The 19,347-nt window shown below is 69.9% G+C and carries 18 protein-coding genes and 1 tRNA gene; 17 read left to right on the top strand and 2 right to left on the bottom strand.

The annotated features are described in order from the left end of the window. Positions 1–189 precede the first annotated feature (189 nt). The 3 genes from RCR19_RS24580 to RCR19_RS24590 all read left to right on the top strand — a co-directional run bounded on the left by RCR19_RS24580 (position 190) and on the right by RCR19_RS24590 (position 5,396). On the top strand, positions 190–1,689 hold the full coding sequence (locus RCR19_RS24580) for a bifunctional cytidylyltransferase/SDR family oxidoreductase (protein WP_331267091.1): 1,500 nt from the start codon (positions 190–192) through the stop codon (positions 1,687–1,689). Positions 1,690–1,902: 213 nt separating this feature from the next. Next, on the top strand, positions 1,903–3,975 hold the full coding sequence (locus RCR19_RS24585; RefSeq protein WP_331269545.1) for a hypothetical protein: 2,073 nt from the start codon (positions 1,903–1,905) through the stop codon (positions 3,973–3,975). 221 nt (positions 3,976–4,196) lie between these two features. Further along, positions 4,197–5,396 (top strand): glycosyltransferase, encoded by a 1,200-nt coding sequence (locus RCR19_RS24590; RefSeq protein ID WP_331267092.1) that lies wholly within the window; start codon positions 4,197–4,199, stop codon positions 5,394–5,396. Between the two features lie 72 nt (positions 5,397–5,468). Here the strand turns inward: RCR19_RS24590 and RCR19_RS24595 are convergent, their stop codons facing one another. Then, positions 5,469–6,881 (bottom strand): polysaccharide pyruvyl transferase family protein, encoded by a 1,413-nt coding sequence (locus RCR19_RS24595; RefSeq protein WP_331267093.1) that lies wholly within the window; start codon positions 6,879–6,881, stop codon positions 5,469–5,471. Positions 6,882–7,093: 212 nt separating this feature from the next. Between RCR19_RS24595 and proB the strand changes: the two genes are divergently transcribed. The 5 genes from proB (at position 7,094) to RCR19_RS24620 (ending at position 12,079) form a co-directional block, all read left to right on the top strand. Further along, positions 7,094–8,200: a glutamate 5-kinase gene (gene proB / locus RCR19_RS24600; RefSeq protein WP_059131559.1), complete on the top strand. Its 1,107-nt coding sequence runs from the start codon at positions 7,094–7,096 to the stop codon at positions 8,198–8,200. Positions 8,201–8,332: 132 nt separating this feature from the next. Next, positions 8,333–8,830: a hypothetical protein gene (locus RCR19_RS24605; protein ID WP_331267094.1), complete on the top strand. Its 498-nt coding sequence runs from the start codon at positions 8,333–8,335 to the stop codon at positions 8,828–8,830. Positions 8,831–8,891: 61 nt separating this feature from the next. After that, positions 8,892–10,178, top strand: a complete 1,287-nt coding sequence (locus tag RCR19_RS24610; protein WP_331267095.1) for a glutamate-5-semialdehyde dehydrogenase — start codon at positions 8,892–8,894, stop codon at positions 10,176–10,178. A gap of 93 nt (positions 10,179–10,271) precedes the next feature. Beyond that, positions 10,272–10,901 carry a hypothetical protein gene (locus tag RCR19_RS24615; protein WP_331267096.1) on the top strand — a complete coding sequence of 210 codons (630 nt, stop codon included), beginning with the start codon at positions 10,272–10,274 and terminating at the stop codon, positions 10,899–10,901. 110 nt (positions 10,902–11,011) lie between these two features. Further along, entirely contained in the window at positions 11,012–12,079 is a 1,068-nt protein-coding gene (locus tag RCR19_RS24620) for a hypothetical protein (protein ID WP_331267097.1), read from the top strand. A gap of 611 nt (positions 12,080–12,690) precedes the next feature. Here RCR19_RS24620 and RCR19_RS24625 read toward each other — a convergent pair. Next, positions 12,691–13,803 (bottom strand): M48 family metallopeptidase, encoded by a 1,113-nt coding sequence (locus RCR19_RS24625; RefSeq protein WP_331267098.1) that lies wholly within the window; start codon positions 13,801–13,803, stop codon positions 12,691–12,693. A 150-nt stretch (positions 13,804–13,953) separates the two neighbouring features. Between RCR19_RS24625 and RCR19_RS24630 the strand changes: the two genes are divergently transcribed. From RCR19_RS24630 to RCR19_RS24670, 9 genes are all read left to right on the top strand, one after another. Continuing rightward, entirely contained in the window at positions 13,954–14,106 is a 153-nt protein-coding gene (locus RCR19_RS24630; protein ID WP_181923043.1) for a hypothetical protein, read from the top strand. Between the two features lie 131 nt (positions 14,107–14,237). Further along, complete coding sequence (locus RCR19_RS24635) at positions 14,238–14,393, top strand: hypothetical protein (RefSeq protein WP_181923042.1); 156 nt, start codon at positions 14,238–14,240, stop codon at positions 14,391–14,393. Positions 14,394–14,475: 82 nt separating this feature from the next. Beyond that, positions 14,476–15,138, top strand: coding sequence for a nicotinate-nucleotide adenylyltransferase (gene nadD, locus RCR19_RS24640; RefSeq protein WP_331267099.1), 663 nt, complete (start codon positions 14,476–14,478; stop codon positions 15,136–15,138). A 16-nt stretch (positions 15,139–15,154) separates the two neighbouring features. Further along, a complete protein-coding gene (locus RCR19_RS24645) occupies positions 15,155–16,882 on the top strand; it encodes an LCP family protein (RefSeq protein ID WP_331267100.1) in 1,728 nt (575 codons plus the stop codon). A gap of 110 nt (positions 16,883–16,992) precedes the next feature. After that, positions 16,993–17,451, top strand: coding sequence for a ribosome silencing factor (gene rsfS, locus RCR19_RS24650; protein ID WP_059131552.1), 459 nt, complete (start codon positions 16,993–16,995; stop codon positions 17,449–17,451). After that, positions 17,448–18,116, top strand: a complete 669-nt coding sequence (locus RCR19_RS24655) for a histidine phosphatase family protein (protein WP_331267101.1) — start codon at positions 17,448–17,450, stop codon at positions 18,114–18,116. The genes rsfS and RCR19_RS24655 overlap by 4 nt, the downstream gene beginning before the upstream one ends. Before the next feature lie 95 nt (positions 18,117–18,211). Further along, positions 18,212–18,284: transfer RNA gene (locus RCR19_RS24660), tRNA-Ala, on the top strand. 590 nt (positions 18,285–18,874) lie between these two features. Next, positions 18,875–19,048, top strand: a complete 174-nt coding sequence (locus RCR19_RS24665; RefSeq protein ID WP_331267102.1) for a hypothetical protein — start codon at positions 18,875–18,877, stop codon at positions 19,046–19,048. Positions 19,049–19,051: 3 nt separating this feature from the next. Continuing rightward, positions 19,052–19,285, top strand: coding sequence for a hypothetical protein (locus RCR19_RS24670; protein ID WP_059131550.1), 234 nt, complete (start codon positions 19,052–19,054; stop codon positions 19,283–19,285). Positions 19,286–19,347 lie beyond the last annotated feature (62 nt).

Genomic DNA, 19,347 nt, shown 5'->3' on the forward strand with positions numbered 1-19,347 from the left:
CGCGTGAGAAACGTGTGGAGTTACTCACAGCAAATCTGGACAATCCGGGCAGGCTCTTCGGAGATCGACGAGGGTAGAAGGTGAATAGCAGGTTGCGCCTACATATGCAGCAGAGGGCGCTCACCTTGCACTTCGCTTACTGAAAGTGGGACCATCCGAAGGTTCCCTGAAGCCCTAGGTAGGTCACTTGTGTCTGAGCGCATAGCCAAGCCCCGTACCACCGCAGTGATCCTGGCTGGTGGCACCGGTCAGCGCGTGGGTCTGTCGATTCCGAAGCAGCTGCTGAAGATCGCCGGCAAGGCGGTGATCGAGCACACGCTGACCACCTTCGAGAAGGCCGACTCCATCGACGACGTCATCGTGCTGATGGCGCCGGGCTATGTGCCGGATCTCGAGAAGATCGTCGCCAAGGCGGGCTTCACCAAGGTGACGCAGATCATCGAGGGCGGCTCCACGCGGAACGAGACCACCGAGCGCGCCATCGCCGCGCTCGGTGAGGGGCTGGCGGAGGGCGAGGACCGCAACGTCCTGTTCCACGACGCCGTCCGCCCCCTGCTGTCGCGGCGCGTGATCGACGACTGCGTCGCGGCCCTGGAGCGCTACCAGGCCGTCGACGTCGCCATCCCGTCGGCGGACACCATCATCGTGACCCGCACGCACGGCGGGGACGGCGAATTCATCACGGAGATCCCGGACCGCTCCCGGCTGCTCCGCGGTCAGACCCCGCAGGCGTTCAAGCTGTCCACGATCCGCCGCGCCTACGAAATCGCCGCGGGCGACCCCAACTTCCAGGCCACCGACGACTGCACCGTCGTACTCAGGTATCTGCCGGACGTGCCGATCCACGTGGTCGCGGGCGACGAGTACAACATGAAGGTCACGCAGCCGGTCGACGTGTTCATCGCCGACAAGCTGTTCCAGCTCGCCTCCACCGCCGCGCCCGAGCAGAACGGCGAGGAGGCCTACCGGGAACTCCTCAGCGGCAGGACCGTCGTCGTCTTCGGCGGCTCGTACGGCATCGGCAAGGACATCGCCGAGCTGGCCGAGTCCTACGGCGCCAAGGTGTACGCGCTCGGCCGCTCCACCACCGGAACGCACGTGGAGAACCCGGAGGAGGTCGACGACGCGCTGTCCAAGGCCTACGCCGAGACCGGACGCATCGACTACGTCGTCAACACCGCCGGCGTGCTGCGCATCGGCAAGCTCGCCGAGACCGACAACGCGACCATCGAGGAAGCGCTGAAGGTCAACTACCTGGCCCCGGTGCAGATCGCCCGCTCCTCCTACAAGTACCTCGCCGAAACCCAGGGGCAGTTGCTGCTGTACACCTCCAGCAGCTACACCCGCGGCCGCGCCGAGTACAGCCTGTACTCCTCGACCAAGGCGGCCATGGTGAACCTCACCCAGGCGCTGTCCGACGAATGGGCCGGCGACGGCATCCGCGTCAACTGCATCAACCCGGAGCGCACCGCCACCCCGATGCGCACCAAGGCCTTCGGTCAGGAGCCCGACGGCTCGCTGCTGTCCTCCGAGGCGGTGGCGCGGACCTCGCTCGACGTCCTCGTCTCCGAACTGACCGGCCATGTCATCGACGTACGCCAGCAGGATCCGACGGCGGACGCGGGCAGGGCATCCGGATTCGAGGCGGCTCTGGCCGGCGTCCTGGACCGCCAGGACGGCGTGGCATAGTCGAAATTTCCTTGGTTCCCGGAATTCAGGCCTCTGTGATTGCGCGACGAATGCGCGGACGCAGGGGCCTGAATCCATAAAATCCAGACCGGCTGCAGGAACTTTCCGATTCCTTTTCGAAGACCTACCGAAGTTTTTCTCCGTACCACCACCGGCACTCTCCCTCCAAGAGCAGGTTCCCCCGTGATTTCCACCGCTATACGCGTTGCCCGGGTGGGCAGTGCGGCCGAGCTGGCCGCGGCGGCCCTCATGATGCTGGGCTTCCCCGTGCTGATGCTGGCCGCACTCCTCCCGAGCGTCGGTGCCTTCGCGGCCGCGGCCGCAGTGACGTACCTCGCGGACCACTTTCTGCATCGGCGCGGCAGCTATCTGATCAACCGCCTCGGCAAGGTGCGGGCCGGTCTGTCCATACGGTTCCTGATCAGACAGCTGCTGCTGGTCCTGCTCATGGCCCGTCTCTCGCTCTCCGGCGACGTGGTCTTCTACGCGGCGATCGGCTGCTTCCTCGCCTTCTACGGCTTCCAGGCCCCGCACGGCGCCCTGGTCACCCTGATCCGCAACCGCCGCAGGATGCCGATCGCCACCCGCAACGTCGACCTCGTCTCGCGGATCCGCATCCCGGACGCCCCGCCGCGTCTGCTGCTCGACCGCGCCGCCGAGAAGATGCTCCACCTCGACCTCGCCGCCGTTGTCGGTCTGCTGGTCACCGCCGCCACCGACCGGGTCGTCTACGGCCTCACGGGCGTGGCCGTCACCCTGGTGCTGGCCTTCCTCTACGTCACCGCGCTCGTCCCGTACATCCGCGGCCGGAGGATCCCGCCGAAGGCGGACGCCGTACTCAAGGCGGTCAGTGGCTGGCTGCGCGAGTACCGCCCGGAGACGGTGCTGTACTTCTCGGGCTCCAAGGACTCGGCCTACCAGGTCAACATGTGGCTGGACACGATGGAGCGGCTGGAGACCCGTCCGCTGATCATCCTCCGCGAGCGCGTCATCCTGGAGAACCTCCAGCCCACCACGGTCCCCGTCATCTGCGTGCCCGGAGGGGTGCACCTGATGAACCTGGACCTGTCCACGGTGCGCGTCACGCTGTACGCGGCGAACGTCGGCAAGAACATCCACATGCTGCGCGTCCCGACCATGAAGCACGTCTTCATCGGCCACGGCGACAGCGACAAGCTGGCCAGCGTCAACCCGTTCAGCAAGGTCTACGACGAGGTGTGGACGGCCGGCCGTGCGGGCCGTGACCGCTACGCCCTGGCCGACGTCGGCGTCCGTGACGACGACATCGTCGAGGTCGGCCGCCCGCAGCTCGCGCCCATCCAGCCCTGGCAGGGCGTGCCCGAGGGGCGCATCCCGACCGTCCTGTACGCCCCCACCTGGGAGGGCTGGGACGACAACCCGGGCAACACCTCGCTCCTGCTGGCCGGCGAGAACATCGTGAAGAAGCTGCTCGCCGCCGACCGGCCGGTCCGTGTCCTCTACAAGCCCCACCCCTTCACCGGGACCCGCAGCGCCAAGGCGGGCGCCGCGCACCGGCGGATCACCGCCCTGGTCGAGAAGGCCGCCACCGAGCGTGCCGCCGACCCGCGCTTCACCGCGGACGCCGCGGCCCAGACCCGGGCCAAGGCCGAGCTGGTCCGCATCACCGCCCGGCTCGCCGAGCTGAGCGGTCCGGTCGACGACAGCGGCGACGAAGCCGAGGCGACCCGCGACGGTCTGGTCGACGTGGCCAAGCACGAGGAGATCGCCCGGCTTCGGGCCGAGTGGGACGACGCCTACTGGCGTTCCTTCGGCTCCTGGCAGCACCGCGTCGTCACTGGCTCCGAGCCGCGTCTGTACGACTGCTTCAACGTCTCCGACGCGATGGTCTCCGACATCTCCAGCGTGGTCTCCGACTTCATCGCGAGCGGCAAGCCGTATGCCGTCACCGACTCCGCGGCGCTCGGCGTCGAGGAGTTCAAGCGGCAGAACACGGCGGTGCGCGCGGCCGTGATCCTGTCGAACTCCGCGCGCGAACTGGACGAGCTGCTGACGGCCGTCCGGGATCCCGCGGCGGACCCGCTGACCGCCGAACGCGGGGAGCTCAGGCGCTATCTGCTGGGCCCGGACGAGCCGACGTCGATCGAGCAGTTCAACGCCGCCGTGAGCGACCTGGCGCAGAAGGCGGAGGCCCGCAACCACCGTCTGGAGACCGCCGGCCGGGGGACCGTCGCCGAGCGGGCGGGCGCGGTGCCCGGTCAGCGCCCGACACCCGCCGATGAGACGACCGACGTGGTCAAGGGCTGAAACGCGCCACGGCCCGAGGGCCCGGGCGCCGAGGGAGCACTCCTCGGCGCCCGGGCCCTTTCCTTGCTCTTACCGTGACGGCCTACCGTGGTTCTCTGTCGGTTCGCCATGTGACGTGTGTCACGAATCATTGGGGTGGGGGCAACCTTCGCCCGCCGTCGGCCCTCTTATGGGTAAGTGTTGATGACATGCGGGGAAAGTTCCCGTGACGAGGGGGAAGCGTGACCGTTGCGCAGCCTGATGTATCTGTGATCATCGGGGCGTACGAGGCTATGCCGTACCTGGTCGAGTGCCTGGAGTCGGTGCAGGCGCAGACGTTCGACCCGGCCCGGATCGAGGTCATCGCCGTCGACGACGGTTCGACGGACGGGACGGGCGACCGCCTGGAGGAGTTCGCCAAGCAGGCTCCCATGACGGTCACCGTCATCCACCAGGAGAACTCCGGTGGCCCCAGCGGCCCGCGCAACGTGGGTCTGGAAAGGGCCCGCGGACGGTATGTGTTCTTCCTCGACGCGGACGACCGGCTCGGGGCCGAGGCGCTGGAGCGCATGGTCGCCATGGCCGACGAGCAGCGGACCGATGTCGTGCTCGGCAAGGTCGTGGGTGTCAACCGCAACGCCCCCAAGTCGATGTGGGGCAGGACGCTGCCGCGGACCGACGTCTTCTCCTCGAAGATCAAGTTCACGCTGAGCGCCCAGAAGCTCTTCCGCCGGGAGCTGCTCGTACGGCACGGGATGCGCTTCGACGAGTCGCTGAGGACCGGCGAGGACGCCCTGTTCACGATGGAGGCGTATCTGCGCGCGGACGGCGTCTCCGTGATCGCCGACTACACCTGCTACTACCTGGTCGGCCGGACCGACGGCAAGCACGTCACCAAGACCGGCAGCTACACCCTGCGCTTCGACTCGGCCCGTGCCCTCATGAAGCTCATCGCCGAGCTCGTGCCCGCGGGCCCGCGCCGCGACTCCCTGATGGTCCGCCCCTTCCTGATCACCCTCCTGCCGCAGTTCGGGCCCGTCTTCCTGAACAACGACGAGGAGGTGCGCGCCCACAAGCTGGAGCTCGCCAAGCCGATGATGGAGGCGTACTGGCACGAGGGCGTCGCCGAGCGGATGAAGGTCAACGAGCGGCTGCGGCTGCACCTGGTGGCGCGGGGCCGCGCGGACCTGCTGTCCGACGTGCTGGAGTTCGTCAAGGCGAACAAGGCGCCCACCGTCTTCATGGACCCGGCCGGCGGCAAGGCCTACGTCGGCTACCCGCACTTCCGTGACGGCGCCGCGGGCCTCCCGGACGAATGGTTCGTGCCGACGACCCGCGAGACGCTCACGATCGAGGACTTCAAGCCGTTGACGACGCCGGTCCACTTCCAGCGGCTGCGCAAGGCTGCCCGGCGGATGCTGAAGGTGCGCCGGGCAGCCTGAGACCCGCTGCCGGGGGCCCGCCCGAAAGGGCGCACCCCCGGCCACCGCTGTGGAACGGCCGCACGGGACCGCTCACTTGCCCCCGGACTGCAACGCCTTGCGGAGCGGCCGCCCCACCGCCCGGCGCGCCCGGCGGTAGACCGACGGCGGCGGCACCGCCGCGGCTGCCTTGGCGCTCGCGTTCGCCCGCGCCACGTCGCGCCTCAACTTCGCGTTGTCCTGGCTCAGTTCGACGATGCGGCTCTGCAGCCAGCCGAACCGCGAGGTGAGCGAGGCGACGTCGCTGTCGTTCCAGGGGCGCAGGCCGGCCGGGAAGGACAGCGAGCGCATCCGCTCGTCGAAGGCGGCACCGCCGTCGCCGTGGGTGAAGGTGTTCTCCAGGCCGTTGCTGTCCAGGAACGCCGTGAAACGCTCGAAGCGCTCCTGGTGACCGCCGATCAGTGCGCTGAAGTCGGCCTCCTCGTAGAGCCGGGCCGGGTCGAGATCCTCGGGCAGGTTGTCGATTCTGCGGTGCGGGATGTCGAAGTACCGGCACAGTTCCAGCGTCCGCGAGTCCGCGCACAGCACGGTCGCGGGAGTGCCCGCCAGCAGGGCGGCGATGTTGCCGTGGATGCGGGAGCCGAAGGAGAAGTCGAAGTCGCGCAGGTCGTCGATCCAGGTGACCGGATCGATGTAGACCCGGACCTTGTCCTCGCGGTACATGGGGTGGTCCGGGTGGGTCGGCATCGCGGTGACCCGGCCGTTCGCGTCCGACAGGTCCCGCCAGTGCAACTGCCGTGCGTCGCTCAGGTTCTGGCCGACGAAGCGCAGATGCGGATAGCGCGCATGGGTCCGGGTGATGACCCGGTCGAGCCCCTGCTTCTGCACGGCGCTGTGCGAGCCGTTGATGGCGATCCGGGACTCGGGCGTCAGGGCGGGCACCCGCTTGTCCACGGTGAGTTCCTTGCCGTAAAGGAACATCGAGGGGCAGCCGATGATCTCGACGTCCCTGAACCCCATGTCCTTCAGGTACTTCTCCGTGAACTCGCCCCGCACGCCGATGGACGCGCTGCGGTCGAGCACCGCCGAGACGAACTCGCGGACGGTGGGCTCCATCGGCTTCAGCCGCGCCGGGTCGTAGCTGAGCCCGGTCTGCGCACCTATGCCCAGCACCACCACGGGGATCCGCAGCTTTCCGATGAGTCGCGTCAGGCGCTGCAGCCCGGTCTCGAAGGAGGGCCGGAACGCATTGGCGAGCGGTACGACGAAGGCGTCGTACTCCTCGTTGATCCTGGCCGCCATGGCGGCATCGGCCCGCATTCCGTTCGAGACCACCTCGGTGTGCGGGGTCTCGAGGATCTTGTGGGCGGCGTCGCTGAAGATCAGGTTGCCAGCGTTGGTGGCGATGACATCGCGATGGAGGGCTTCCTCCACGGGGACGACGTCGTAGGGGCTCTTCCCCGACCTCAGCAGCACACGCCGTGCGTGGTGAACGTTAGGTGACACGGTGTTCAAATTATGTTTGCATCATCTTTAATTTCTATAGGCAACCAGTGCAACCTTTTTGCCGTGTGCGAGACGTGAGCACGGGATCACGCTGTGCTCGCCCGGGTACTGGAACGATGCGCGCCACCTCTGCTCGTTCGCGTAGATTGCCGGGCGGGGGACGGACCGACGCGCGAGGGGAAGCACAGCAGGTGGCTGGGGCAAGGCAGGCCGTGGCAGAGGCTCATCGGATCGTCGTCAAGGTGGGCTCCTCCTCGCTGACCACGGCGGCGGGCGGGCTGGACGCCGATCGTGTCGACGCACTCGTCGACGTGCTCGCCAAGCACCGCAGTGGAGGCGAGAAGGAGATCGTCCTGGTCTCCTCGGGTGCGATCGCCGCCGGCCTCGCCCCCCTCGGACTGCGCCGTCGGCCTCGGGACCTGGCCCGGCAGCAGGCCGCGGCCAGCGTCGGCCAGGGTCTGCTGGTGGCCCGCTACACCGCCTCCTGCGCCCGCCACGGCGTCCGTGTCGGCCAGGTGCTGCTCACCTCCGACGACACCAGTCGCCGCGCCCACCACCGCAACGCCGCCCGCACCCTCGACAAGCTCCTGTCGATGGGCGCGCTCCCGGTCGTCAACGAGAACGACACGGTCGCCACGGACGAGATCCGCTTCGGCGACAACGACCGTCTCGCCGCGCTCGTCGCCCACCTGGTCCACGCCGATCTGCTGGTCCTGCTGTCGGACGTGGACGGTGTGTACGACGGGGACCCCAGCAGGCCCGGCACCTCGCGGATAGCGGAGGTGCGAGGGCCCGAGGACCTCGCACATGTGGAGATCGGCAGCGCGGGCAAGGCCGGCGTCGGCACGGGCGGCATGGTCACCAAGATCGAGGCGGCCCGGATCGCGGCGGCGGCGGGCATCCCCGTGGTGCTCACCTCCGCCGTCCACGCCGCCGACGCGCTCGCGGGCCGGGACACCGGCACCTACTTCCACCCCACGGGCAAGCGCTCCGCCGACCGGCTGCTGTGGCTTCAGCACGCGTCCACCCCGCAGGGCGCGCTCACGCTCGACGACGGCGCCGTGCGCGCGGTGGTCGAGCGCCGCACGTCGCTGCTGCCCGCCGGCATCGCCTCGGTCGAGGGCGACTTCACCGCGGGCGACCCCGTGGAGCTGCGCGACAGCGCGGGCGTGGCGGTGGCGCGGGGGCTCGTCAACTTCGACGCCAAGGAGATCCCCCGGCTGATCGGCCGCTCGACCCGGGAACTGGCGCGCGAACTGGGCCCCGCCTACGAACGCGAGGTCGTGCACCGGGACGACCTGGTCATCCTGCACCCGTAACCGGCCCAAAGGTCCGCTCTTTACGGGTTCCCGGTGGGGGACGTTCCGTAAAACCGCCCCATGAAGCCCTGGGGCCTGCTCCACTTTGTCTCGGGGACATGTTCTGCACGAGCACTGCGTAAGGAGGCCGTCGTGAGACGAGTGCGCCCTGGGGTGGCGGCGTTCCGCGGTCACGGCACCTCCGGTGTCCCTCGTGACGGCGGTGCGGCCCGCACGCCCGGGGAGGAGCGCGCACTGACCGGCGTCACGGAAGTCACGGAACGGGACACGTACGAGGCGCCCGGTGACGTCCCCCGGCTGTGGCACGTCACGCTCAGTGTGTCGGGAGACCGGGCCCCCGTGACGGAGGTGCGGCGCGCCCTCGAGCAGCTCGCCCATGACCACCCCTTCCTGCTGACCAGCCGCTACGCCGGAGATCACGCGGAGATCCGGTACTGGGAGGAGGCCCGCGACCTGCACGACGCCGCCGCGGTGGCGCTGCGGCTGTGGGGCGAGCACCGCCACACCGCCGGGCTGCCGCCCTGGGAGATCGTCGGCCTCGAGGTCGTCGACCGCGAGACCTATCACCAGCGGGTGGCCGAGGGATACGGGCCGCCCCCGGCGACACCGGTCGGAGTTCACCCGTTTTGAGCGTGTCTCGGTGAGTGGAACAAGCCGTGGACGGTTCCGTCCGGAGCACTACCCTTCCCCCATGACCACGCTCTCGCCGTACGACTCGATGTCCCCGGTCGCGCAGGCCGCCTATCGTGCCAAGGCCGCCGCCGACGACCTCGCGCCGATGCCGCGGGTCGAGAAGGACGACGCGCTGCTGGCCGTCGCGGACGCGCTGGAGGTCCGCGCGAGCGAGATCGTCGAGGCGAACGCCAAGGACATCGACCGGGCCCGTGAGGCGGGCACCAGCGAGGCGATCATCGACCGGCTCACGCTCACGCCGGAGCGGATCCGGGCCATCGCCTCCGACGTCCGGGACGTCGCCGCCCTCCCTGATCCGGTCGGCGAGGTCGTCCGCGGCTCCACCCTGCCCAACGGCATCGACCTGCGCCAGGTCCGCGTCCCGCTCGGCGTGGTGGGGATCATCTACGAGGCCCGGCCCAATGTGACGGTCGACGCCGCCGCGCTGTGCCTGAAGTCCGGGAACGCCGTGCTGCTGCGCGGCTCGTCCTCCGCGCACGAGTCGAACACCGCCCTCGTCCGGGTCCTGCGCGACGCCGTGGGCGGTTCCGGGCTGCCCGCCGACGCCGTGCAGCTCGTGCCCGGCGAGAGCCGGGAGTCCGTGCGCGAGCTGATGCGGGCCCGCGGCCTGGTCGACGTGCTCATCCCGCGCGGCGGTGCCTCGCTGATCCGCACGGTGGTGGAGGAGTCCACGGTCCCCGTGATCGAGACCGGCACCGGAAACTGCCACGTCTACGTCGACGCGCAGGCCGACATCGACATGGCGATCGACATCCTGATCAACTCCAAGGCCCACCGCGTGAGCGTGTGCAACGCCGCCGAGACGCTCCTCGTCCACCAGGACATCGCCCCCGAGTTCCTGCCGCGGGCCCTGGACGCCCTCGCCGCGGCCGGGGTCACCGTGCATGGCGACGAGCGCGTGATGGCCTGCGCCAAGGGCTCGAAGGCCACGGTGGTGGAGGCCACGCCCGAGGACTGGGACACCGAGTACCTCTCCTACGACATCGCCGCCGCGGTCGTGGACTCCCTGGACCGGGCGGTGCAGCACATCCGGCTGTGGAGCTCCGGGCACACCGAGGCGATCGTCACCACCTCGCAGCAGGCGGCCCGTCGCTTCACCCAATTGGTCGATTCGACGACGGTCGCCGTGAACGCCTCGACGCGCTTCACGGACGGCGGCCAGTTCGGCTTCGGCGCGGAGATCGGCATCTCCACGCAGAAGCTGCACGCCAGGGGCCCCATGGGCCTGCCCGAACTGACGAGCACCAAGTACATCGTGACCGGCGACGGGCACATCCGCCGCTGAGCGGCCGCTCGGACAAGCACGACCGGTTGTCCCTGGCAAGCGGCTTTGAAGCCGTCTCGCCGGGCGGATGAATTTCCTTACGGTCTGCCCAAATTGACCCCCCAGGTCTACTCTGGAGCCGTGCCGGAGGACGTGGGGGGCACGCCGTCTGGTGACGGCCGGGAGCCCGACGACGACCGCGACCGCGGAGGTATGGACGAAGAGTTCGCCTCCGTGGTCTTCGACGAGGCCTTCGTACGTGCCGCCGTGGTCCACGAGCCGACGGCGGTCGAGAGACTCCTCGCTGCCGCCCAGGCCCGCGCGGATGCCCAGGAGGCCGAGGCGCGCCGGGCGCACGCCCGGGGCGCACGCGGTGACGACGACCGCTACGAGGACGGGTTCGACCCCGACGACGGCGGAGGGTTCGGTCCCGGCCGCGATCTGGACGACCTCGACGACCCGGAGATCCTCGAGGGCCGTTACGGCGCACCGGGCGCCTATGCCAGGGGCGCCCGCTGGCACCGCCCGGTCGCCTGGATGCTGGCCCTCGTGATGGGCATAGGGATGGTCGCACTGGCGTTCACGGCGGTGTACCGAGGCGCGTCCTCGGGCCGCCAGGAGCAGGTCCCGCCCCCCGCGACCACCGGTCTGGAACAGGGCCGGGAGACCGGTGCCGGCACGGGACCCTCGGCTTCCGCGGACTATTCGCCACCGGCGTTCTCTGCGGTGCCCAGAACGCCCTGAGGGCTGCGACGGGCTTGTTCGACATCCGTTCGAAAGTCTGGTGAGAACCTGTCAGAACTTGTCGCGTAGCAGGGCGTTTACCTGAGCTCCCGGAGACCTACTCTGAAGATATGGGCGGGCCTGGAGACCCACCGGAGGGGACACCCGAGGGCGCTCCCGGTGGTGGTGAGGACGAGTACCGATCCGTCGTGTTCGACGAGTCGTTCGTCAGGGCTGCCCGGCTCCAGGAGTTCTCGGCGCGCGAACGCATGGGGGATCACGCCCCCGCCGTGCGCCGGCGCCCCCCGCTGCACCGGGGGCTGACGCGGCAGGCGCTCATCCTGGTCCTGCTGATAGCCGTCGCCTTCGGCACCGCGATCTACATGGGAGTGCGGCATCCGTATCCGGCGCCGGAGACGCAGCCGGTCGAGCCGCTGCGCATGACGGTGATACCCCTCGCCCCGCAGTCCGCCGTACCCGGCTCCACCGACCCCGAGGCGCTCTACACGCACAGCCCCGCCGCCGAGTTCCGCGTCGGCGCCAAGGGCGTCACGTTCCCCGCCACCCGGCGCACCGCCCACTTCTCCGACAGCCAGGTCGTCGCCGCGCTGACCACCGCGAAGGACTACCTCGTCGAGTCCTCGCTGGATCCGGCCGTGCTCACCGGCGGCGCCGTGCGCTCGGTCCGCGTACTGCTCGACCCCCAGCAGCTCGACCAGTTCGATCAGAGCTTCAACCACCCGGCCGCCGACGGACGGCACGCTCCCACCGGCTGGCTGGTGCGCTTCGACCCGTCCCGGGTCCAGCTGGCCGACCGCAGCATCCGTGTCCAGGGCACGCTCCAGGCGACGGAGGCCGACTCCGACACTCTGGAGGTCACCTCCGACCACACCATGGTGTACGCGCTCAAGCCGACCGGCGCGGACGTCAAGGCCGAGGCCTCACTGTTCACCGTGCGGCGCGAGCTGACCTTCCGCTTCGACCGCGAGGACCTGCGCATGAACCAGGCCCAGCTGGTCGCCTCGTACGTCCAGGCAGGCCCGCTCGCCTGCGCCGACGACTCCGCTGACCATCTGCATCCGCTGCTCGCCGGCCAGACGGCCAAGGCGGGCGGCCCGGCGGGCACCGACCCCTACGCCACGGGCAGTGCGACGGCCCTGTGCGGCACCCTGTCGACGAGCGCACAGCCGAAGGTCTAGGTGTGCTGTCCCGGGAGGCCCCGGGCTTTCGACGCCGTCCTGAGCAGCCGCGTCCGCGATGCGGAAGGCGGGGCGGCCGCCCTGGAGGGTCCCCGGGCCGGTTGTGGGGTCCTCGGGCCCGGAGGGGTCGGACGGCCCCGGAAACGGGCCGCGGCCCGGCTGAGGCGGCCAGGGGGTTTCCCTAGGGGCCGGGACGAGCCGTCGTGGCGGGGGGCCTGCTCCGCCCGACCGGAGCGCCCTGCCGGGTCGTTGTCGGGGCCCTTGCGGCGGTGCCCTCAGGGCGGCGGGTGCCGCCGGTCTCGGGCCGGGTGTCGGATAGTGCCTGGCCGGGGCCGAGGGGGAGCCGCTGTTGCGGGGCTCCTACGCGGCGATGCCCGTAGGGCAGCAGGCGCCGCCGTCCCGAAGCCGGGCCAGGGGCCTGCTCCGCCCGGCCGGGAAGCCCCACCGCCGCACGGAAGCTTCGGGCCGGTCCTCAGACCGCCCGGCAGAGCGCCCCGCCAAGGAGGCCACCCCCACGCGGCGGCGCCCGCAGGACAGCGGCGCACCGGCCCCGAGCCCGGTCAGGGGCGCTGTCCGGGCGCCGGGCCGCCCGGGGCGGGACCGGTCGCCGATCAGGCGTCGGGGTCCTCGTCGTCCCGCCGGGCGTCGCGCGGCTCACGGCGCGGGTCCTCCTTGGACGCACCGCCGCCGAAGCCCGAGAAGCCGCGCCGGACCCGGCCACCGAGGTCGCCCGCTCCGCCCGCGATATCGCCGACCAGCTTCATCAGCGGGTCCTTGGACTCCTTGACCTCGTTGGCGTAGCTGGCCGCCGACTCCCGGAAGGAGTCCGACACCGAGGTGTGCTTGTCCTCGGTGCGTCGCGGATAGTGGCCGTCCATGATCCGCTGGTAGTCGCGGGACGCCGCCCACTTCTTGAGCTCGGCCGCGCGGACCGTGGTGAAGGGGTGGCTCCGCGGCAGCACATTGAGGATCTTCAGCACCGAGTCGCGCAGATCGCCCCCGGCCTCGTACTCCTCCGCCTGCTCCAGGAACGCGTCCACGTTCATCTCGTGCAGATGGTTCCCGCCGGCTATCTTCATCAGCCCCCGCATCGAGGACTGCAGATCCTGCCCGACCAGCAGCCCGGCCCGGTCGGCCGACAGCTCCGACTTGCGGAACCACTCCCGCAGCGCGGTCACGATGGCCATGATCGCGAGGTTGCCCAGCGGGATCCAGGCGACACGGAGCGCCAGGTTGGTCAGGAACAGCAGGACGGTCCGGTAGACCGAGTGCCCGGACAGCGCGTGCCCGACCTCGTGGCCGACGACCGCCCGCATCTCCTCCTCGTCGAGGAGTTCCACCAGACCGGTCGTCACGACGATGATCGGCTCGTCCAGACCGATGCACATCGCGTTCGGCTGCGGGTCCTGGGTGACGTACATCGGGGGGACCTTCTCCAGGTCCAGGATGTAACAGGCGTCCCGCAGCATGTCGTTGAGATGGGCGAACTGCGCGTCCGAGACCCGTACGGAGTCGGAGAGGAACAGCAGTCGCAGGCTGCGTTCGGGCAGCAGACCGCTGAGCGCCTTGAAGACCGTGTCGAAGCCGCTGAGCTTGCGCAGGGCCACCAGGGCCGACCGGTCCGCGGGGTGTTCGTACGCGCGCGAGGAGATCCCCTCGAAGCGCCTGCGCCGCCTGCTCGGCACGCGCTCGTGCCCGTTCTGCTGGTGGCTTTCGTCGGACATGTGTTCCCCCATGTGTCTCATGGCCACTGTGCGATGGATCATCGGGCCCCCACCGGAGGGTGGACGCGCGATGCCCGATGTGCCCCCGAAGCGGAGTCCAGCCTAGGCGGAGATACGGTGGCAGGGCAGCACACCGTAAGGAGCGATCCCATGGAGCACACTTCCGCCGCCTGGTTCACCGAGGCCGCGACCGCCGCCGCCCGGCAGGGCCCGGGAGACCTGCTCCGCGTCGTGCTGATCGTGATGGTCGTCGGCTGCGTCCTGACCGCCTGGTTCCTGCTGCGGGGATACAAGCGCAGGTGACCGGCACGGTCGTGCCGGCCCGCACGGACGGTAAGCACTGAACGGCGGAGTCGGCGTGATCGGTGCGCAGCCGCACGCTTACGATGAGCCGACGTCTTTGTCCCGCCCACACCGGATAGGTTCTGCCGAAGATGAGCTTCCACAGCACCGCTGCACAGTTGGCCACGCTCGCCGAGGGTGAAGGCGAACGCCACGCGAGCATCAGCCCGTTCATGACGGGCGGAGGCGCCCTCGTCATCCTCCTCCTGCTGCTGTGGATCACCACGCGCTTCAACCGGGACCGCTGAGTCCGCAGAAGTGCCTGGTCCCGGCCGTTCCGGGGGGCCTGTGGGCCGGTGTCCTGCGGCCGGGCCGGTAGTGTCTGCAGGCATGGGAGAGCAGCACATGCCCACCGGTCCGGCGAAGGGCCCGGGACCCGGCCCCGCAAACGGGCCGTCCAACCCGGGCAAGCGCCGTCTCGGCGTCATGGGCGGAACGTTTGACCCGATTCACCACGGGCACCTCGTCGCGGCCAGCGAGGTGGCCGCGCAGTTCCATCTCGACGAGGTGGTGTTCGTACCGACCGGGCAGCCCTGGCAGAAGACCGATCGCAAGGTGGCCCCGGCCGAGGACCGCTATCTGATGACGGTCATCGCGACCGCCGAGAACCCCCAGTTCTCGGTCAGCCGTATCGACATCGACCGCGGCGGCCCCACCTACACCACGGACACCCTGCGCGACCTGAAGGCGCTCAACCCCGACACCGATCTGTTCTTCATCACCGGGGCCGACGCGCTGGGCCAGATCCTCACCTGGCGCTATACGGACGAGTTGTTCTCCCTCGCGCACTTCATCGGCGTCACCCGTCCCGGTCACACCCTGACAGACCCGGGTCTTCCGGAGGGCGGTGTCTCGCTGATCGAGGTTCCCGCTCTGGCCATCTCGTCCACAGACTGTCGTGCGAGAGTCGCCATGGGCGAACCCGTCTGGTACCTGGTGCCGGACGGTGTGGTGCGCTACATCGACAAGCGGCAGCTGTACCGCGGCGAGTGAGCCGAGAGGGGCACCGGTGAACGACCGATACGACGGATACGCGGGGGGCGACCAGTACGAACTCGTCGGTTACGACGAGTTCGGTCAGCCTGTGTACCGGCAGGTGCCCGCGCAGCAGACCCCGCAGGGCTACGACCCCTACGGTACGCAGCAGCACCAGCAACCCCAGCAGCCCCAGGGCTACGGCTACGACCCGTACGCGACCGGCACGCAGCAGGCCCACGACACCGGCCGGCAGCCGCCCGTCCCCCCGTACGACCCCTACGCCTCCTACGGCAATGCTCCCGGCAGCGGCTACGACCCGTACGGCCGGACGGCAACGAGCGGACAGCAGCCGCGCGTTGCCGAGCAGACCGCCTACATCCCGCAGCAGACGGGCCCCGCCGGGAACGGTCCGGGCCGCCCGCCCGGCACCCCCGACCGCGCCCCCGGGCGCACGGAAGTCCCCGCACAGAGGGAACCGCGCGGTGACGGCGACTACGCCACCGACCAGTTCGCCTTCGTCGAGGAGCCCGACGGCGACTCCGAAGACGTCATCGACTGGCTGCAGTTCACCGAGAACCGCACCGAGCGCCGTGAGGAGGCCAGGCGCCGCGCGCGCGGCCGGGTCGTCGCCCTCGTCGTGGTCCTCGCCCTGGTGGTCGTCGGCGGTGTCGGATACCTGTGGTACGCGGGCAAGTTGCCCGGCACCTCCTCCGGCGGTGGCAAGTCCGGCACGGCGACGGCCGCGGGCGCCCAGAACCGCGATGTGATCGCCGTCCATCTGCACAACACCAAGGGCGGCGGCACCTCGACCGCGCTGCTCGTCGACAACACCACCACCAAGCAGGGCGCCACCGTCCTGCTGCCCAACTCCCTTGCCCTGACCTCCGACGACGGCACCACGACCACCCTCGCCAAGTCGGTGGCCGACGACGGCTCCTCCGGCACCGGCGACGCCATCGACTCCGTCCTCGGCACCAAGGTCGAGGGCACCTGGCGGCTCGACACCCCGTACCTGAACAACCTCGTCGAGCTCGTGGGCAACGTCGAGGTCACCACGAACGCCGACGTGCCCGACCCCGACGCCAAGAAGAAGGGCGCCCCCCTCGTGCACAAGGGGGAGGACCAGACCCTCAGCGGCAAGATGGCCGTCGCCTACGCCACCTACCGCGCCTCCGGTGAGTCCCAGGACGCCCAGCTGGAGCGGTTCGGCCAGGTCATGGTGGGCGTGCTGCGCAAGTTGTCCTCGGACCCGCAGGCGGCCACCGTCACCGTGCAGACGCTCGCCCAGATCCTCGACCCCTCCCTGACCGACAAGGACCTCGGCAGCTTCCTCGCCAAACTGGCCGATCACGCCAAGCAGGGGGCGTACAAGACGGAGCTGCTGCCGGTCCAGTCCGACGGCACCATCAGCGAGAAGGCCACCGACACCGTGGTGAAGAGCCTCCTCGGCGGCACCGTGAAGAGCCCTGAGGCGGGCGACGCCGTCCGGGTCGGGATCAAGAACGCCACCGGTGCCAAGACGACCGCGGAGCAGGCCCGGGTCACACTGGTCAACGGCGGCTACACCTTCATCGACGCCGGCAGCGGCACCGCGCAGAGCACGTCCCAGGTCCTGTACGCCGACGACGGCGACAAGGAGAACGCGGTCGAGGTGGCCAAGACGCTGGGTCTGCCCACGGGATCCGTGCAGAAGGGCAAGATCGCGAACAGCGCCGATGTCTCGGTCGTGCTCGGCCAGGACTACAAGCCGTCGTCGTGACGTGGACCACACCTCCGGGTGCCGGGGTGTGGTCCGTTAATCACATGGGGTTCCGTCCGCGGTCCGTGAGACCCTTGGGGTATCACTGACCGCCTAGGGAAAGCCTCGTAGTGACCGCAACGGACCGCTCTCTCGAGCTCATCACCGCCGCCGCCCAGGCGGCCGCCGACAAGCTCGCGCACGACATCATCGCCTACGACGTCAGCGACGTGCTGTCGATCACGGACGCCTTCCTGCTGGCGTCCGCGCCCAACGACCGCCAGGTCAAGTCGATCGTCGACGAGATCGAGGAGCGACTGAACAAGGAACTCGGCGCCAAGCCGGTGCGGCGCGAGGGCGACCGCGAGGCCCGCTGGGTGCTGCTCGACTACGTCGACATCGTGGTGCACGTCCAGCACAGCGAGGAGCGGGTCTTCTACGCGCTGGAGCGGCTCTGGAAGGACTGCCCCGAGCTGGAGCTGCCCGCCGACGCCAAGGCCACCCGCGGCAAGGCGGCGGAGCACGCCCGGTTGAAGGCCGCCGAGGACGCCGCCGAACTGAATGCCGAGCTGGGTGGGGAACTGCGGTGACGGCCTCCGGCGCCGACACCTCGAGGAGGGGGCGGGGGCGCCGTCTCGTCCTGTGGCGGCACGGCCAGACGTCCTGGAACGTGGAACGCCGCTTCCAGGGCTCCACGGACGTCGAGCTGACCGAGACCGGCGTCGGCCAGGCCCGCCGCTCGGCCCGCCTGCTCGCCTCCTTGAAGCCCGACGCCATCGTCGCCTCCGACCTCAAGCGCGCCGCCTCCACGGCCGCGGAGCTGGCCGTGCTGACGGGTCTGGAGGTCACTCACGACGAGTCCCTGCGCGAGACGTACGCGGGTGTCTGGCAGGGGCTGACCCACGAGGAGATCATCGCCCGGCACGGGGAGGAGTACGCCGCCTGGAAGCGCGGTGAGCCCGTCCGCCGCGGCGGAGGCGAACTGGAGACCGAGGTCGCCGACCGGGCGGCCCCGGTGGTGCTGCGCCACGCCGAGAAGCTCCCGGAGAACGGCACCCTCGTGGTGGTCAGTCACGGTGGCACGATCCGCACCACCATCGGACGGCTGCTCGGCCTCGAGTCCCGCCACTGGGAGAGCCTCGGTGGTCTCTCCAACTGCTCCTGGTCCGTCCTCGGCGAGGGCGTGCGCGGGTGGCGTCTCCTGGAGCACAACGCGGGCACGCTTCCCGAACCGGTCCTCGGCGACGACGACTGACACCTCCTCACCGGGTGTCGGGGCACGGATTTCACTTTCCGGCAGGTCGCAGGCTAAAGTTCTTCTTGTTCGCCCGCCGAGCGGGAAGAACGCGCGGGGCTATAGCTCAGTTGGTAGAGCGCCTGCATGGCATGCAGGAGGTCAGGAGTTCAATTCTCCTTAGCTCCACGGATCGACACTTCAAAGGTGTCAGAGATCGGTGATCAGAATCCCGTCCCCCAAGGGGCGGGATTTTCTGCGTCCGGGGCCATTTCGTCCGCACTCGGCCTGACCCGGCGTCATGTCACCGAGGAAGCACGGGTGACGGCGTCTCCCGCCCCCCCAGGTGTGGGGCGGACCGGTCGGCGCGGTCCCGGCTTCCTGCCCGGGGGCGCGGGCGGCGGTCCGCGGCCGTACGAGGCCCTCGTGCGGGCAGGAGCGGGTCCCGTGCCGTTCCGGGCCCCACAACCGCGCTCGCGCCGCCGTACGCCCGGAGAAGGCCGCTCGACGCCGGCGGCCACCCCCAGCGGTCACCCGGCTCGGCCGGCCGATCGGCCCCGCGGTCTTCGGCCATTCTTCTGCGGCGGGCTTGAGTCACTCGGGCCCCTGGGGCGTATACCTCTTCGGACGCGCTCCCCATGTGCATGTACGCGCCGGCCCGCGACGGGCACGTCGGGTGCCGTGTCCGGACTGGTACGAAGGCGTCGCTGACCGTATCGGCTCGGCCGTGGCAGAATCAGACGGCCGGAAGGGGGCGCGGCCCGACGGGAGGGAGAGCGATGCCTGCGAGCATCCGCGGGGAGATCCACGATCTCCTCGCAGTGGCGGTGCCACGTCGGAAGGCCACCCTCCTCGACTGCCCTTCCTGTGGCTCGTCCCATGTGGCCCAGGTCCTCGGTGACAACGGCGGTATCTCCTACGTGTGCACGGCCTGCGGCCACAGCTGGAGCTGATCGATGGGTGCACACAGGCGAAAGTGCGACTGGTGCGGGAGCGGTACGCCGATCGTCCGGGACATGGAACCGGTCAACCCCGACTACCAGTACTGGTGCGAGGAATGCGCACGGGCGCTGATCATAAAAGGCGACCCGATCGAGACCTATCGGGAACTGGAAGGCGAGCCGATCTACGGCCGTCTCCTGGACGACCACTGCACGCTCAAACGCTTCTACTCCTTCGCCACGGCCTGACCTCCGACCGGGCCGTGGACATGGGCGGAAGCCGGCCTTGGACCTCGATTCCCCGTGCACGG

It is taken from the genome of Streptomyces sp. WAC07094 (assembly GCF_036320405.1).
GTDB classification, from domain to species: domain Bacteria; phylum Actinomycetota; class Actinomycetes; order Streptomycetales; family Streptomycetaceae; genus Streptomyces; species Streptomyces lannensis.